This is a genomic window from Streptomyces sp. NPDC001927 (assembly GCF_053594455.1).
This window is the reverse complement of sequence record NZ_JBSFEN010000003.1, coordinates 382,152-396,112: the sequence shown is the minus strand read 5'-3', so window position 1 is coordinate 396,112 and position 13,961 is coordinate 382,152. Positions and strand designations below refer to the sequence as shown.

Below are 13,961 nucleotides of genomic sequence, written 5' to 3'. Positions count from 1 at the left end.
GGACGGTACTCAGGAACTCAGGTACCTGGCTACTCAGCTGTGCGGACACTCAGGCGCCGACCAGGACGACGTCGAGCCGTCGCGGCCCATGGACTCCCTCGACCCGGTCGAGTTCGATGTCGCTGGTCGCCGAGGGCCCCGAGATCCAGGTCAGGGGGCGCGCCGGGTCGAGCCGTTCGAGCGCCTGCGGGACCGAGCCGACGACCTGCTCCGGGACGCGCACCAGACACACGTGGTGGTCGGGGACGAGGGTGAGCCGACGGCCGCCCTGGTCCGGGCCGGCGTCGAGGACCACGGTGCCGGTCTCGGCGACGGCCACCGCGCAGCCGGTCACGACACTGTCCACGGCGTCGAGTTCGTACGGGGTGAGGTCGGCCCGGTCCGCGACGACGGTGGCGTCCGTACGGTCGAGCAGCGCACGGGGCAGCCCCGCCGGTACGAGGACCCGGCGCGCACCGCGCTCGGCGAGGAGGCGGCCGATCAACTCCGGCAGCTCCTCCGGTCGGCAGCGGTGGACGACGGCCCGGTACTCCGCCAGGTTCTCGGCGAGAAGGTCGACGGTCCGGTCCAGGTCCCGGTCGCCGTGCTCCCGCCGATAGGAACGCGGTACGGCCGCTTCGTACGCGGTGTCCGGGTCGGCCGGGGGTACGTCGGTCAGAGCCTGGCGGATCCGGCCCAGGACGAGGTCCCTGCTGCTCACGCGGAGCCCTCCTTTCGTTCGTGCTCGCGCTTCCACCAGGCGCGGAAGGACTCCGCCGGGACTTCGGGCAGGTCGCGGCTGTCCGTCCACGCGCGCCCGGGACCGGGAAGGCGCGAGGGGTGGAGGCGGCGGGTGAGGGCGGCCAGGCGCTGCCCGGCCTCGTACGCGCGCGGATGGTCGAAGGCCCAGGCCGCCGCCCCCATCGCCGCGCCCTCCAGACGGTGGCCGCCCTGCTCGACGACCTTCTCACGGAGGTGGACGAGGACCTCGGGGATGTCGATGGCGACCGGGCACACGTCGTAGCAGGCCCCGCAGAGGGAGGAGGCGTACGGCAGTGAGGCGTCGATCTCGCTTGCCGTTCCCCGGAGTTGGGGCGTGAGAATCGCGCCGATGGGGCCGGGGTAGACGGAGCCGTAGGCGTGGCCGCCGGCCCGTTCGTACACGGGGCAGACGTTGAGGCAGGCCGAGCAGCGGATGCAGCGCAGCGCCTGCCGGCCGACCTCGTCGGCGAGGGTGTCGGTGCGCCCGTTGTCGAGCAGGACGAGGTGGAAGGTGGAGGGCCCGTCGCCGTCCGTCGTGCCCGTCCACATGGAGGTGTACGGGTTCATCCGCTCGGCGGTCGAGGAGCGGGGCAGGGTCTGGAGAAAGACCTCCAGGTCCCGCCAGGTAGGGACGACCTTCTCGATACCGACGACGGAGATCAACGTCTCGGGCAGGGTCAGGCACATCCGGCCGTTGCCTTCGGACTCGACCACCACCAGCGTGCCGGTCTCGGCGACCATGAAGTTGGCGCCGGAGATGCCGACCTTGGCGCGCAGGAACTTCTCCCGGAGGTGGAGCCGGGCGGCCTCCGCGAGGTCGGCGGGCCGGTCGGTGAGGTCCTCGGGCGCCGGGCGGCCCCAATTCCCCATCTCCGCGCGGAAGATGTCCCGGATCTCACCCCGATTGCGGTGGATGGCGGGGACGAGGATGTGCGAGGGACGGTCCTTGCCCAACTGCACGATCAGCTCCGCGAGATCGGTCTCGTAGGCGGCGATGCCCTCGGCCTCCAGGGCTTCGTTGAGCCCGATCTCCTGCGTGGCCATCGACTTGACCTTGACGACCTCGGTCTCCCCGGTCGCCTTCACGAGGTCGGTGACGATCCGATTGGCCTCGTCGGCGTCGGCGGCCCAGTGCACGACACCGCCGGCTGCCGTGACGGCCTCCTCCAACCGCACCAGGTAGTGGTCGAGATGGCGAAGGGTGTGCTCCTTGATCTGCTTGCCGGCCTCGCGCAGCTCGGCCCAGTCGTCCAGCTCGGCGACCGCCTTGGCCCGCTTGTCGCGGATGGTGTGCGTGGCGTGCCGGAGGTTCGCGCGCAGGGTGGGGTTCCGTACGGCCTCGTGCGCGGCCTCGGGGAAGGCCGGCATGCCGAGGAAGGTATCGCTCGCACCGCTCATACCAGGGGCTCCTCTTCCGTGCTCGCCAGGATCTCGGCGATGTGGACCGGCCGGACGCCGACCGCGAGCCGGCTCATCGTGCCGCCGAGGTGCGTCAGGCACGAGTTGTCGGCGGCGCAGAGCACATCCGCACCGGTCGAGACGGCGCTGCGGACCTTGTCGGCGCCCATCGCGGCGGACACGTCGGGGTTCTTCACCGCGAAGGTGCCGCCGAAGCCGCAGCACTCCTCCGCGCCCGGCAGCTCCACGAGCTCAAGCCCCTTGACCGCCGCCAGCAGCCGCTGGGGCCGGTCGGCGAGGCCGAGACCGCGCAGGCCGTGGCAGGTGGGGTGGTAGGTGACCTTGTGCGGGTAGTAGGCGCCGACGTCCGTCAACCCGAGGACGTCGACGAGGAATTCGGTCAGCTCGTACGTCTTCGGCACCACCGGCGCGACGGCGGCGGCGAGCCCGCCGCCACGCCCCTCCGCCCGGGCGCGCTCGCCCATGCGCGGGTACAGCTCGCGCACCATGGCCCCGCACGAACCGGAGGGCGTGACGATCGCGTCGTACCCGCCGAAGACCTCGGCGAAGCGGAGCGCGAGCGGCTCCGCGAGGCGGCGGTAGCCGGTGTTGTACTGCGGCTGCCCGCAGCAGGTCTGACCCGGCGGGAAGTCGACGTCGACGCCCAGACGGGTCAGCAGCCGTACGACGGCGCGGCCGGTGTCGGGATAGAGCGTGTCGTTGACACAGGTCAGGAAGAGAGCGACACGCATCGGGCTCCTAGGGTCAGGTCAGGTCACGTCCGTCGATCCCTTGATCCTCTCCCCGGAACGTACCCCTTCGGAACTCATGAGCCGGCCGTACGCAGCACCGTTCCCCGACGCTCGAACTCCATCAGCGCCTCGACGCGGGTGGCGACCTCGGAGCCGAGCTCCCGCTCCAGGAGCCACAGCGAGCCGTCGATGCCGGAGCTGACGCCGCCCGCGCAGACGAGGTTGCCGTCGTCGACCACGCGGACGGTACGGACGTCGGCGCCCTGGTCCTTGAGGTACTGCTGTGCCCCGTGGTGGGTCGTGCAGGGCCTGTCGCGGAGGAGCCCGGCGGCGTGCAGGACGACGACCCCGGTGCACACGCCGAGGACGGTCAGGGACGGCCGCTCGGCGCGGGCAAGGGCGCGGGGGAGGACGCCCTTGGCGATCTCGGTCCAGATGCCGGGCGCGTCGCGCTTCCGGAAGCCGCCGCCGGGGACGACGAGGACGTCGGCGGCGCTCGGGTCCCAGCCGCCGGGGACGGCGATCTCGGTGCCGAAGCTCGCCGTGACCCGGCCGGGCCGCTTCCCGCTGGTGACCAGTAGGGGGTGTACGGGATACCCCATGGCCCTGGCCGCCCCGAACACCTCCAGCGGGCCGAAGATGTCGAGCTCCTCCGCGCCGTCGAACGCGACGATGTGTACGCGTAAGGGCCGCTCGGCGCTCCACGCGGGCGACCCGCTCGCGGTCACGGTGGCCGCGGACGCGGTCCCGCCGCCCGCACCCCACCCGGCGACGACGGCCCCCGCTCCCGCCACCGACCCGAGTGCCTTCCGTCGATCGATCCCCACCATGCGCTTGCCTCCACCCGTCACGAACCTCGCCACTGAACACCAGTGGCCTCATGGGTAGTTGGTCGTGGCGCGGGACACAGGAGTTCCGCGGTCGCATGTCGGGCCGCCCGACGCGACGTTCGTCCCGTCGGACGTTCACGCTCTCCGGCGTCCTTCATATGATCTCGGCATGACAGACACGGGGTGGCGCGTCGTTGTCGGCGTGGTGGGGTCCTGCGCGTTCTTCTGGGGAGTCGCCGGGGGCGTCGACCTGGGGCTCGAGCGAAACCGCAAGGGCTGGTCCTTCCCCGACGGAGGCGAGTGGTACGCCGTCGCCCTTTTCGCGGGGTTCATCGTCGCGTACTTCTGCATCGCCGACCTCACCGATCGCCTCGCGCCCTGGAAGGCGGCGCTGATCCCGATCGCGGGCGCCGTCTTCGGTGCCGTGTCGGGCCTGCTGATGGGTCAGCAGGCCCGCCACTGGATCGGCGCCTTCGCGATGGTGCTGGTCGGGTCCGTACCGCTGCTGATCGTTCGCGCCCGGGATCGTGCGGCGCGGTCCCGGGCGGTCCGGAACGGGTCGACCTGATGCGGCACGAGGACTAGTCCGGCCGACCCCGGCCCGCAGACGCCAGGGTCGTCGGACTCCACCCTCGGTGGGGGACCGAGGCGAGGAGGAGGCGGGTGTAGGGGTGGGTCGGGGACTCCAAGAGGTCGTTGGTCGGGGCGTGTTCCACGACCTTGCCGGCCTTGAGGACCATCACCTCGTCCGTGATGTGGCGGACCACCGCAAGGTCGTGGGTCACGAAGAGGAACGCGATGCCCGTCTCGCGGCGGATCCTCGTCAGGAGTTCCAGGACCTGCGCCTGGATCGAGACGTCCAGGGCCGCCACCGCCTCGTCCAGGACGAGGACCCGTGGCTCGGCGGCCAGTGCGCGGGCGATCGCCACGCGTTGGCGCTGGCCGCCGGAGAGGCGGCCGGGGAGGGCGGACGCCTCCCGTTCGCCGAGGCCCACCTGGTCGAGGAGTTCGGCGACACGGGCCTCCCTGGACCGGGCGTCCATGGGGTGATGGAGGCGGAGCACCTCCTCCACGCACCGCGCCACCGGGACCCTGGGGTCCAGGGAGAGGTACGGGTCCTGGAAGACCATCTGGATCTCGCGGGCCCGCGCGAGGCGTTCGGCCCGGCCGCGGGCCGGGGTCGAGCGGTCCCGGCCGCCGACGCGGACCGTCCCGCCGTCGGGGCGCTCCAGGCCGACCAGCATCCGCACGGTCGTCGTCTTGCCGCTGCCGGACTCGCCGACGATGCCGAGCGAGGCGCCCGGCGCGAGGGTGAACGACACGTCGTCCACGGCCAGATGGTCCCCGTACCGTTTGTGCAGGCCTTCGACGACCAGTTCCTCCGACGTACCACTCACAGTTCGATTCCTTCGTCGGCGCGGTGGCAGGCCGTCAGGCCGTCGCCCTGGGCGATCAGTGCAGGGGGCTCCTCCGCGCACCTCGGCAGCGCGTGCGCGCAGCGCCCCGCGAAGGCGCAGCCCGGGGGTGCCTCGGCCAGGGAGACCGGGCGGCCCGGGATGGGGCGCGGGGCCGGGGCCCCGGCCTCGATGCGCGGGGTGCAGGCCAGCAGGCCCGCCGTGTACGGGTGGCGCGGCCGGTCGAACAGCGCGTCCGTGGCCGCCGTCTCGACGATCCGGCCCGCGTACATCACGTACACGCGGTCGCAGATCGCCGACGCCAGCTCCAGGTCGTGCGTGACGAAGAGCAGGCCCGTGCCCCGCTCCGCCTGGAGGCGGGTGAGGATGGAGATGATCTCGGCCTGCGTGGTGACGTCGAGCGCCGTCGTCGGCTCGTCCGCGACCAGCAGCTCCGGCTCGCCCGCGAGCGCCGCGGCGATCACCACCCGCTGGAGCATGCCGCCCGAGAACTGGTGCGGATAGCGGCGCAGCGCGCCGCGCGGATCGCGGATGCCGACGGCGTCGAGGAGCTCCTCGGCCCGGGCCCGCGCCACCGAGGCCGGGGTTCCGGCGCCCCGCAGCCCCTCGGTGAGGAAGTCGCCCACGCGGCGCAGCGGGTTCACCGAGGCCCGGGGGTCCTGGTAGATCATCGCCACCTGCCGGGCCCGCAGCCGGTTCAGGTCCGCCCGGTCCATCGTCAGGACGTCCCGGCCCCCGACCCGTACCTCACCGCTCGTCCGTGCCCCGGCCGGCAACAGGCCGAGCACACTGCGGCACGCGACCGACTTGCCCGAGCCGGACTCGCCGACCAGGCCGACGGTCTCGCCGGCCGCGACCCGCAGAGTCACCCCGTCGAGGAGCGGCCGGGCCGCCTGCGCGCCCGGCAGCCGGACCTCGAGCCCGTCGATCCGCAGGACTGGAGACTGCTTGTCCATCGTGCTCACCGCTCCCGCTTCGCGATCCGGTCGGCGATGCCCTCGCCGACGATGCCGAACGCCACCACGGCCAGGACGACGCAGACCGACGGCGCCATCGCGGGGAGCATCGCGCCCTGCTGGAGCGCACCCTGGCCCTCGTTGATCATGGCGCCCCAGTCGGCCGTCGGCGGCTGTACGCCGAAGCCGAGGTACGACAGCGCGGCCAGGTCCATCAGGGCGTACCCGAAGTTCATCGCGGACTGCGCGAAGACCGTCGGGGCGATGTTGGGCAGCAGATGGCGCAGACAGATCGTCCAGCCCGACCAGCCCTGCACCCGGTACGACTCGATGTACGCACGGGCCTTCTCCTGACGGGCGATACCGCGCACCAGCCGGCCCACGTACGGCGTGTACGCCACCGCCATGGCGATCACCGGGGCGGTCATGCCCGAACCGAGGACGGCCACGAGCAGGATCGCGAGCAGCAGACCCGGCAGCGCGAAGACGAGGTCCATCGACCGGGAGAGCACCGCGTCCGCCCAGCCGCCGCGCCAGGCGGCGACGAGACCGAGGAGCGTGCCGAGCGCCGTGGAGACACCGACCACGAGCAGCGGTCCGAGCAGCCCCGTCCGGGCGCCGTGCAGCAGCCGCGACAGGATGTCCCGGCCCGACTGGTCGGTGCCGAGGAGATGGTCGCCGCTCGTGCCGACCAGGCTCGCCGACAGGTCGAGCGCCTCCGGGTCGTACGGCGCGAGGACGGGCGCGAGGACGGCGACCAGGACGAGCGCGACCAGGACGACGACGGCGGCCGTGAAGAGCGGGCCCTGCCCGAGGACGCGCAGCCCGCGCATGCCGGGGCGGCGGCGCAGCGCGCTCGACGGCGGCGAGAGGGTGGTGGTCATCCGGAGGCCTCCCCGTGGAGTGAAAGGCGGGGGTCGACCAGCGGAACGAGCAGGTCGACGAGGAGATTGACGAGGACGAAGCCCGTGACGCCGAGCAGAGTGATCGCCTGGACGACCGCGAAGTCCTTCGCGGTCACGGACTGCACGAGCAGCGAACCGACCCCGGACACGTTGAACGCGGTCTCCACGATGGACGTGCTGATCAGCAGGGAGGCGAGCATCGTGCCGCCGACGGTGACGATCGGGCCGAGCGCGTTGCGCAGCACGTGCCGGCGGACGACCGCGCGGCCCGCGACACCCCGGGCGCGCGCCACCTCGACGTGCTCGCGCCCCATCTCGTCGAGCATGGCCGACCGGGTCACCCGGGCGAGCAGCCCGGCGAAGGTGATCGCGAGGGCGAAGGCCGGGAGCGTCAGGTGGTACACCCGGTCGCCGAAGCCCTCGGGTGTCCCACCGGGCCCCGGGAACCAGCCCAGTTGGACGGAGAAGAGCGAGACGAGGCCGATGGCGCTGACGAACGAGGGGGTCGCCGTCGCCACACCGGTGCCGAGCAGCACCGCCCGGTCCACCGCCCCGGGCCGCAGGGCCGCGAGTACGCCGGCGGACACCCCGAGGAGGGCGACGAGCAGCGCCGCGTACCCGATCAGCACGCCCGTGCCGGACAGCCGCGAGCCGATCAGGGCGCCCACGTCCTGGTGGAACTGCGCGGAGCGGCCGAAGTCGCCCTGGAGGACCCCGCCCAGCCACTTCGCGTACTGGACCGGGACCGGGTCGTCCAGGTGGTACTGGGCGCGCAGCGACGCGACCGCCTCGGGCGTCGCGGGACGTCCGTGCAGCAGGAACGACACCGGGTCGCCGGGAGCGAGGTGCACGGCGCCGAAGACCACGACCGAGGTCACGAACAGCACCGCCAGAAGGCCGAGCAGTCGGCCCGCGAGATAGCGCGTCATGACTGGGCCGCCCCGATCGTCGCCGCCCACGGGTAGTACAGCTGGGCGATCCCGGTCGGCGCGCCGGTCACCCGGCTGCCGAGGAAGACCGAGTACGGCGCCTCGTAGAGCGGGATGACCGGGAGTTCCCGTACGGCGATCTTCATCAGCTCGGCCGTCAGATCCGCCCGGCGGGCCGGGTCGGGCTCCGCGTTCGCCCTGTCGAAGGCGGCGTCGTACTCGGCGTTCGACCAGTTGCCGTAGTTCCCGAAGTCGCCCGTGCGCAGGTACTGGTAGAACTCCAGCGGGTCCGGCGTGTTGTCGTACCCGTTGGTGACGACCAGGTCCAGGCCCGCGCGGGCGGTGGGGTCGACGAAGATGCTGCTGTACGCCTCCGGGGCGACGGACTTCAGCCGTACGTCGAGCCCGATCTCCTTGCCCGCCGCCTGGACGGCGTTGGCGACGACGCTGATCTCCGGTGCGAGCGTGCTCGTCGCGAGTGTGATCGTACGGCCGGTGGCCCCCGCCTCCTCGATCAGCTTCTTCGCGGCCGTCACGTCGTACACCGGCTCCGGGAGCGCCGCGAAGTACGCCTCCGTCCTCTCCGGTACGAGCGCCCACGCGCCGCGCGCGGTGGGGGCCTTCGCGGGGATGCCGACACCGCCGGCCGCCGCCTTGACGATGTTCTTCCGGTCGAGGGCCATGGAGAGCGCCCGGCGGACCTTCAGATCACCCAGCGGGCCCTTGAGGTTGAGGACCGAGAGGTCGGCGGCCGCCGTGTTGGGGCCGAAGTACAGCTTCCCCTTGGTCGTCCCCCGCAACTGCGCGATCGAGGAGGACGGCACCATGTAGCCGCCGTCGGAGGTACCGGACAGGAAGGCGCTCGTGCGGGCCGCCGGGTCCTCGATGAAGGTGAAGGTCACCGTGTCGTTCTTCGGGACCAGGGACGCGTCCCAGTACTTCGGGTACTTCTTGAGCGTCACGCTCTCGCCCTGCGCCCAGCCGTCGAGCGCGTACGGGCCGGTGCAGTTCACCTTGCCCTTCGGGCCGCCGTACTCCTTGCCGGCCTTCTTCAGGAACGCGGCGCTCTCGACCGTGCCCGGGGAGGCGGCGAGCAGCTCGTTGAGGAGGACGTCGGGCCTGTTCAGCTTGATCGTCACCTCAAGCGGCCCGGAGGCGCTGATGGAGGCGACGTTCTTGAACGCGGAGCCCCAGGGGGAGCCGGTGGCCGGGTCCATGTGGCGCGTGAGGGAGGCGACCACGTCGTCGGCGGTCATCGTCGTGCCGTCGTGGAACGTCACACCCGGGCGCAGCGTGTACACCCAGGTCTTCGGGTCCGGGTTGGCGTACTTCACGGCGAGACCGGGCTCGATCTTCAACTCGGGGGTGACCCGGAGCAGTTGCTCGCAGACGTTGGCGAGGACGGTGTTGGGCGGATAGTCGTAGGCGAGGGCGTAGTCGAGCGTGTACGGCTCGGCGTAGAGCGACCAGGTGAGGGAGGTGAGCGCTCCCTTCGCCGGCGGGGAGGTCGGGGTCACCGTGTAGGCGGCGGAGCCCGCCCCGGACGTGGTGGCGCCGGAACAGCCGGCGGTGGCGGCCGCGAGGGCGACGGCGGTGGCGGTACGGACGAGCAGTGCGGTGGCTCTGGACATGCGCAAGGAGACCCACCCCTTTACGGGTGTAGTGACGGGCGCTGGGGGATCGAGCGAGGAGCGGTACTGCGGGGGTGCGGGGGGTGGGGGGGAGTGGAGGGTGTGGAGAGGCGTCAGGCGGAGTACACGCGCGTGCCGCCGACGTAGGTGCTGTCCACCTTCGCCTCGGCGATCTCCTCCGGCGGCGCGGTGAAGATGTCGCGGTCGAGCACCACGAGGTCGGCGAGCATGCCCGGGAGGAGCGTGCCGGTCTCGTCGTGGCCGTTCACATGGGCCGAACCCGCGGTGTACGCGGCGACGGCGGTGGTCAGGTCGAGGCGCTGCTCCGGCAGGAAGACGCGCTCGTCGGTCGTGCCGGGCTCCTTGCGGTTCACCGCGACGTGCAGGCCCGCGAGGGGGTCGGGGCTGGAGACGGGCCAGTCGCTGCCGGCCGCCAGGGTGGCTCCGGCGCGGAGCAGGGAGCCGAACGGGTACTGCCACGAGGCCCGTTCGGGCCCGAGGAAGGGGATCGTCAGCTCGTCCATCTGCGGTTCGTGCGCGGCCCACAGCGGCTGGATGTTGGCGACGGCGCCCAGGCGTGCGAAGCGCTCCATGTCGTCCGGGTGCACCACCTGGAGATGCGCGAGATGGTGCCGGTTCCCGCGTCGGCCGTTGGCCTCGACCGCGGCCTCGACCGCGTCCAGGGCCTCGCGCACCGCCCGGTCGCCGAGCGCGTGGAAGTGCACCTGGAAGTCGAGGGCGTCCAGTCGGGTCACGTACGAGCGCAGGGCGAGCGGATCGATGAAGCTCAGGCCCGCGTTGGCGGTCGCGCAGCCGCAGCCGTCGAGGTAGGGCGTCGTCATGGCGGCCGTGAAGTTCTCGGCGACGCCGTCCTGCATGATCTTCACGGAGTCGGCGCGGAACCGGCCGTACGCCAACGTACGGCGCCGTTCGACGAGTTCGTCGATCTGCTCGGCGCCCCGCTCGCGGTCCCACCACAGCGCTCCGTTGACGCGGGCGGTGAGCGTCCCGGCGCGGGCGGCGGCGAGATAGGCGTCGGAGGGGTCGGGGTTGCCGCCGTACACCCCGAGCATCGCGTCCTGCCAGCCGGTGATGCCGAGCGAGTGCAGCAGCTCCTGCGCACGCAGCAGACCGGCGAGCCGGGCGGCGGGGGTGCTGGGCGGGACGAGCCGTGAGACCAGGCCGGTGGCGCCCTCCTGCAGGGTGCCGCTCGGGGTGCCGTCCGGCTCGCGCTCGATCCGGCCGTCGACCGGATCGGCCGACTCCCGGGTGAGTCCGGCGAGTTCGAGGGCGCGGGTGTTGGCCCAGGCGCCGTGGTGGTCGCGGTTGACGAGGTAGACCGGGCGGTCGGCGACCACCGAGTCGAGGAGCTGCCGGGTCGGCAGACCGCCCTCGAAGCTCTCCATCGACCAGCCGCCACCGGTGATCCACGGGCGGTCCGGGTGGGCGTCGGCGAACTCCCGGATCCGGGCCAGATAGTCCTCGACGCCGACCGTGCCGGTCAGGTCGCATTCGGCGAGCTCGGTCCCGCCGAAGACGGCGTGGATGTGCGCGTCCTGGAAGCCGGGCAGCAGCACCTTGCCCCGCAGGTCCACGACCTCCGTGTCCGGGCCGATGAGGGCGTGGACGTCGTCGTGGCCGACGGCGGTGATGCGCTCCCCGGTGACGGCGAGCGCGCTCGCCCGGGTGCGGGCGGGATCGCCGGTGTGGACGGGGCCATGGGTGAAGACCAGATCGGCCTTGGACATGGGGGCTCCAGAACGAGAGTGCGGAGGGGTCTGGTGAACGGATATGGAACTGGTCGGTGCGTTTACATGTCAATGGTGTTGTCGTAAGGTCCGCCCATGGCCGAGCGAGTGGTTCCCGAAGGGCAGCGGCGGCGCCGCAGGCCCACCAAGCAAGGCGCCGTCCTCTCGGAACGGCTGATCATCGACACGGCGCTGCGGCTCGTCACGCAGCACGGCGCGGACGCGCTCTCCGTACGGCGGCTCGGCACCGCCCTCGGCGCCGACCCCAGCTCCCTCTACCGGTACTTCCGCAACACCGACGACCTGCTGCTCCGGCTTGCCGACGAGTTCATCGGGCTCGCCCAGGACAGGTGGACGCCCACCGGTGACTGGCGGGTGGACCTCCGCGACATGGGGCTGCGGATCCATGGGGTGTACGTGGAGAACCCGCAGGTCGCGCTGCTTGCGGCGCACCGGACGACCGGGCGCGCCCACGAGACGGCGGCGGTGGAGAAGATCCTCGGGATCCTGCGCGGGGCGGGCTTCCCCGATCCGACCGCGGTCCGGCTCTACCACGCCTTCGTCGACCAGGCGCTGGCCTTCGCGGCCCTGGACGCGGCGGCGAACGCCCTGCCGAGGCCGGCCCGCGAGGCCGACGAGGAGGTGTGGCTCTCCTCGTACGGGAAGCTCCCGGCGGACACCCACCCGAACGTCGCGGCGACGTTCCCGCTCCTGGCGGCCGACATGCGCGAGAGCGGGTATCCGTTCGCCCTGGACCTGATGCTGGAGGCGGCGGAGGCGCGGCTGCGGGGGTAGGGGCGCGTCCTGGCTCCGGTGCCGGTGCCGGTGCCGGTGCCGGAGCCGGTGCCCGGTCACGGCCGAGGCCGCGAGCGGCTGGGGTGGCGGCTCGCGGCCTCGGCGGGTGTGCGCCGGTGGCTTCGGTGGCTCAGGCCACCAGGGGCGCCCTGTCGCTCGTACGGGTACGGGCCGGGGTACGGGGACGGGAGGGCGCGGTCGCGGTCGAGGCCGCGGTCGACTCCGCCGACGACGGCGCGAGCGCGGGCGGCGTCGTGGTGGGCTCCTCGGTCAGGAGGGCGATCAGCGCGCCGCGGGCCCGGGCGACCCGGGAGCGGACCGTGCCGACAGGGCAGCCGATCGCGGCGGCCGCGTCGGCGTACGGAAGCCCGAGCAGCTGGGTGAGGACGAACGCCTCGCGGCGCTCGGCCGGTATCGCCGCCAGGAGCTCGGCGAGCGCGATGCCGTCCTCGAAGCCGGGAAGACCGCGCGGCTGGGCCAGTTCGGCCGCCGTCTGCCAGTCGTCCCGGCCCGAGAGCCGCGGGCGTGCGGCGGCGTGCCGGACGCTGTCGATCACCGTGCGTCGGGCGATCGCGAGGAGCCAGGTCCGCGCGGACGAACGGCCCTCGAAGCGGCCGAGCGCGCCCAGGGCCCGCAGGAACGTGTCCTGGGTCAGGTCGTCGGCCGCCTGGGTGTCGGCGCTGAGGAAGGCGACGTACCGCCAGACGTCGCGCTGGGTGGCGCGCACGAAACGGTCCACGGCCTGCGGGTCGCCGTTGCGTGCGGCGAGCGCGAGGAGGGTCACCGCCTCGTCGGCGGTACAGGTGGCGTGCCGCGACACGCGCGGCTGGTTCGGGGCAGGGGTCATCGCCTCGGGTCCTTCGTGAGGAATGGGGTCCCGGCGGCGCGCGTGTGGGGCGCGGCCGGTGTGTCGTACGGCCGGGCGCGGGCGCGCTCGACCGGTGGTTCCGGTTGCCGCCGGCCGTCAGAGGGCGGCGGCAACCGGGGGTGGACCCCGGGAGGTGAGGACGTGGGCGAGGAGGAGCTGCCGGAGCCGTCGGGCCCGCTCGTGGCGGCGGGCGCGGATCCGGGGGCGGTGGGGCGGTGCGGGAAGCCGCAGGATGAGGCGGAGCGGCGCCAGGACGAGGGCCGCGAGGGCGCGCAGGACACGGAACGCGGCGCGCTCGCCGTGCGCGAGCCAGAGGCCGCACAGCAGCGCGGCGAGGAGGTGGGCGGCGAGCATGCCGCTCGCCGACATGTCCGCCATGTCGTGGCCGGACATGGGTGTGAGGTCCATGGGGCTGAGGTCCATGGGGCCGCCACCCATGGCGGACTGGCCTGTGGAGGCGTAGCCCATGGGGTCGCGGGCCATGGTGGTGTGACCCATGGTCGCGTGGGCCATGTGGTCGTGGCCCAGGACCGTGCGCGAGGAGTGGGCGGTGTGCGTCGCGGTCGTGGGGGCGGTCGCGCTGCCCGGGCCCGAGGCGCCGCCGGTCAGGTACGAGAGCCAGGAGCCCGACGCCCAAGTGGCGCCCTGGGCCAGGGAGAAGCAGGTGTGCAGGGCCGCCTGCGCGGCGACCGTCGCCGCGGTGACCCCGACGGGACCGCGTTCCCGGTCGGCGAGCCACCAGGCCGCCCCGCCCGTCACGGCGAACGCCGCCGCCAGCGTCCACCAGGGCACAGAGGTGTCCGACATGAGGACGTGGCCGGTGGCTGTGAGCAACACACAGGCGGCCGCGAACACCGCGGCCCGTATCCCTCGACACCACTGGTCCGGAATCATGGCGGGGGCCATCCTCGCATTCCCCCCGTCCGTAGGCACCGGTAGGTACGGAACCTTCCCGATGCCGTACTCAGCAAAGGAGTTGTGGCACAGGTCACA

14 protein-coding genes are annotated in these 13,961 nt (G+C 72.8%); 2 read left to right on the top strand and 12 right to left on the bottom strand.

What is annotated here, in order from left to right:
- Window positions 1-49 precede the first annotated feature (49 nt).
- From ACWCO8_RS09200 to ACWCO8_RS09185, 4 genes are all read right to left on the bottom strand, one after another.
- Window positions 50-700, bottom strand: coding sequence for a LutC/YkgG family protein (locus ACWCO8_RS09200; RefSeq protein ID WP_451031698.1), 651 nt, complete (start codon window positions 698-700; stop codon window positions 50-52).
- The gene (locus ACWCO8_RS09195) at window positions 697-2,139 is read right to left on the bottom strand and encodes a LutB/LldF family L-lactate oxidation iron-sulfur protein (protein WP_451031697.1); all 1,443 of its coding nucleotides are present in this window, start codon (window positions 2,137-2,139) and stop codon (window positions 697-699) included. Before ACWCO8_RS09195 ends, ACWCO8_RS09200 begins: the two co-directional genes overlap by 4 nt.
- Window positions 2,136-2,891 carry a (Fe-S)-binding protein gene (locus ACWCO8_RS09190; RefSeq protein WP_451031696.1) on the bottom strand — a complete coding sequence of 252 codons (756 nt, stop codon included), beginning with the start codon at window positions 2,889-2,891 and terminating at the stop codon, window positions 2,136-2,138. The genes ACWCO8_RS09195 and ACWCO8_RS09190 overlap by 4 nt, the downstream gene beginning before the upstream one ends.
- Window positions 2,892-2,965: 74 nt before the next feature.
- Window positions 2,966-3,721, bottom strand: a complete 756-nt coding sequence (locus ACWCO8_RS09185) for a DJ-1/PfpI family protein (RefSeq protein ID WP_451031695.1) — start codon at window positions 3,719-3,721, stop codon at window positions 2,966-2,968.
- 169 nt (window positions 3,722-3,890) lie between these two features.
- Here ACWCO8_RS09185 and ACWCO8_RS09180 point away from each other — a divergent pair, with 169 nt between their 5' ends.
- Complete coding sequence (locus ACWCO8_RS09180; RefSeq protein WP_451031694.1) at window positions 3,891-4,289, top strand: hypothetical protein; 399 nt, start codon at window positions 3,891-3,893, stop codon at window positions 4,287-4,289.
- Window positions 4,290-4,302: 13 nt separating this feature from the next.
- Here ACWCO8_RS09180 and ACWCO8_RS09175 read toward each other — a convergent pair whose 3' ends face one another.
- The 6 genes from ACWCO8_RS09175 to ACWCO8_RS09150 form a co-directional block, all read right to left on the bottom strand.
- Complete coding sequence (locus ACWCO8_RS09175; protein WP_451031693.1) at window positions 4,303-5,118, bottom strand: ABC transporter ATP-binding protein; 816 nt, start codon at window positions 5,116-5,118, stop codon at window positions 4,303-4,305.
- Complete coding sequence (locus ACWCO8_RS09170) at window positions 5,115-6,092, bottom strand: ABC transporter ATP-binding protein (RefSeq protein ID WP_451031924.1); 978 nt, start codon at window positions 6,090-6,092, stop codon at window positions 5,115-5,117. The genes ACWCO8_RS09175 and ACWCO8_RS09170 overlap by 4 nt, the downstream gene beginning before the upstream one ends.
- A 5-nt stretch (window positions 6,093-6,097) precedes the next feature.
- Window positions 6,098-6,976, bottom strand: a complete 879-nt coding sequence (locus ACWCO8_RS09165; RefSeq protein ID WP_362010069.1) for an ABC transporter permease — start codon at window positions 6,974-6,976, stop codon at window positions 6,098-6,100.
- A complete protein-coding gene (locus ACWCO8_RS09160) occupies window positions 6,973-7,926 on the bottom strand; it encodes an ABC transporter permease (RefSeq protein WP_451031692.1) in 954 nt (317 codons plus the stop codon). Before ACWCO8_RS09160 ends, ACWCO8_RS09165 begins: the two co-directional genes overlap by 4 nt.
- Window positions 7,923-9,557: an ABC transporter substrate-binding protein gene (locus tag ACWCO8_RS09155; protein WP_451031923.1), complete on the bottom strand. Its 1,635-nt coding sequence runs from the start codon at window positions 9,555-9,557 to the stop codon at window positions 7,923-7,925. The genes ACWCO8_RS09160 and ACWCO8_RS09155 overlap by 4 nt, the downstream gene beginning before the upstream one ends.
- Before the next feature lie 113 nt (window positions 9,558-9,670).
- Window positions 9,671-11,305: an amidohydrolase gene (locus tag ACWCO8_RS09150; RefSeq protein ID WP_451031691.1), complete on the bottom strand. Its 1,635-nt coding sequence runs from the start codon at window positions 11,303-11,305 to the stop codon at window positions 9,671-9,673.
- 96 nt (window positions 11,306-11,401) lie between these two features.
- Between ACWCO8_RS09150 and ACWCO8_RS09145 the strand changes: the two genes are divergently transcribed.
- The gene (locus tag ACWCO8_RS09145; RefSeq protein WP_451031690.1) at window positions 11,402-12,100 is read left to right on the top strand and encodes a helix-turn-helix domain-containing protein; all 699 of its coding nucleotides are present in this window, start codon (window positions 11,402-11,404) and stop codon (window positions 12,098-12,100) included.
- 130 nt (window positions 12,101-12,230) lie between these two features.
- Here ACWCO8_RS09145 and ACWCO8_RS09140 read toward each other — a convergent pair whose 3' ends face one another.
- The gene (locus ACWCO8_RS09140; RefSeq protein ID WP_451031689.1) at window positions 12,231-12,947 is read right to left on the bottom strand and encodes a sigma-70 family RNA polymerase sigma factor; all 717 of its coding nucleotides are present in this window, start codon (window positions 12,945-12,947) and stop codon (window positions 12,231-12,233) included.
- A 117-nt stretch (window positions 12,948-13,064) separates the two neighbouring features.
- The gene (locus ACWCO8_RS09135; RefSeq protein ID WP_451031688.1) at window positions 13,065-13,775 is read right to left on the bottom strand and encodes a hypothetical protein; all 711 of its coding nucleotides are present in this window, start codon (window positions 13,773-13,775) and stop codon (window positions 13,065-13,067) included.
- Window positions 13,776-13,961: the final 186 nt, after the last annotated feature.

What these genes read in the sequence shown, in the direction of transcription:
- ACWCO8_RS09135 (WP_451031688.1), bottom strand. Translation starts at nt 13,775, where the DNA reads ATGTCGGACACCTCTGTGCCCTGGTGGACGCTGGCGGCGGCGTTCGCC.
- ACWCO8_RS09185 (WP_451031695.1), bottom strand. Translation starts at nt 3,721, where the DNA reads ATGGTGGGGATCGATCGACGGAAGGCACTCGGGTCGGTGGCGGGAGCG.
- ACWCO8_RS09155 (WP_451031923.1), bottom strand. Translation starts at nt 9,557, where the DNA reads ATGTCCAGAGCCACCGCACTGCTCGTCCGTACCGCCACCGCCGTCGCC.
- ACWCO8_RS09160 (WP_451031692.1), bottom strand. Translation starts at nt 7,926, where the DNA reads ATGACGCGCTATCTCGCGGGCCGACTGCTCGGCCTTCTGGCGGTGCTG.
- ACWCO8_RS09195 (WP_451031697.1), bottom strand. Translation starts at nt 2,139, where the DNA reads ATGAGCGGTGCGAGCGATACCTTCCTCGGCATGCCGGCCTTCCCCGAG.
- ACWCO8_RS09165 (WP_362010069.1), bottom strand. Translation starts at nt 6,976, where the DNA reads ATGACCACCACCCTCTCGCCGCCGTCGAGCGCGCTGCGCCGCCGCCCC.
- ACWCO8_RS09145 (WP_451031690.1), top strand. Translation starts at nt 11,402, where the DNA reads ATGGCCGAGCGAGTGGTTCCCGAAGGGCAGCGGCGGCGCCGCAGGCCC.
- ACWCO8_RS09170 (WP_451031924.1), bottom strand. Translation starts at nt 6,092, where the DNA reads ATGGACAAGCAGTCTCCAGTCCTGCGGATCGACGGGCTCGAGGTCCGG.
- ACWCO8_RS09190 (WP_451031696.1), bottom strand. Translation starts at nt 2,891, where the DNA reads ATGCGTGTCGCTCTCTTCCTGACCTGTGTCAACGACACGCTCTATCCC.
- ACWCO8_RS09150 (WP_451031691.1), bottom strand. Translation starts at nt 11,305, where the DNA reads ATGTCCAAGGCCGATCTGGTCTTCACCCATGGCCCCGTCCACACCGGC.
- ACWCO8_RS09180 (WP_451031694.1), top strand. Translation starts at nt 3,891, where the DNA reads ATGACAGACACGGGGTGGCGCGTCGTTGTCGGCGTGGTGGGGTCCTGC.
- ACWCO8_RS09140 (WP_451031689.1), bottom strand. Translation starts at nt 12,947, where the DNA reads ATGACCCCTGCCCCGAACCAGCCGCGCGTGTCGCGGCACGCCACCTGT.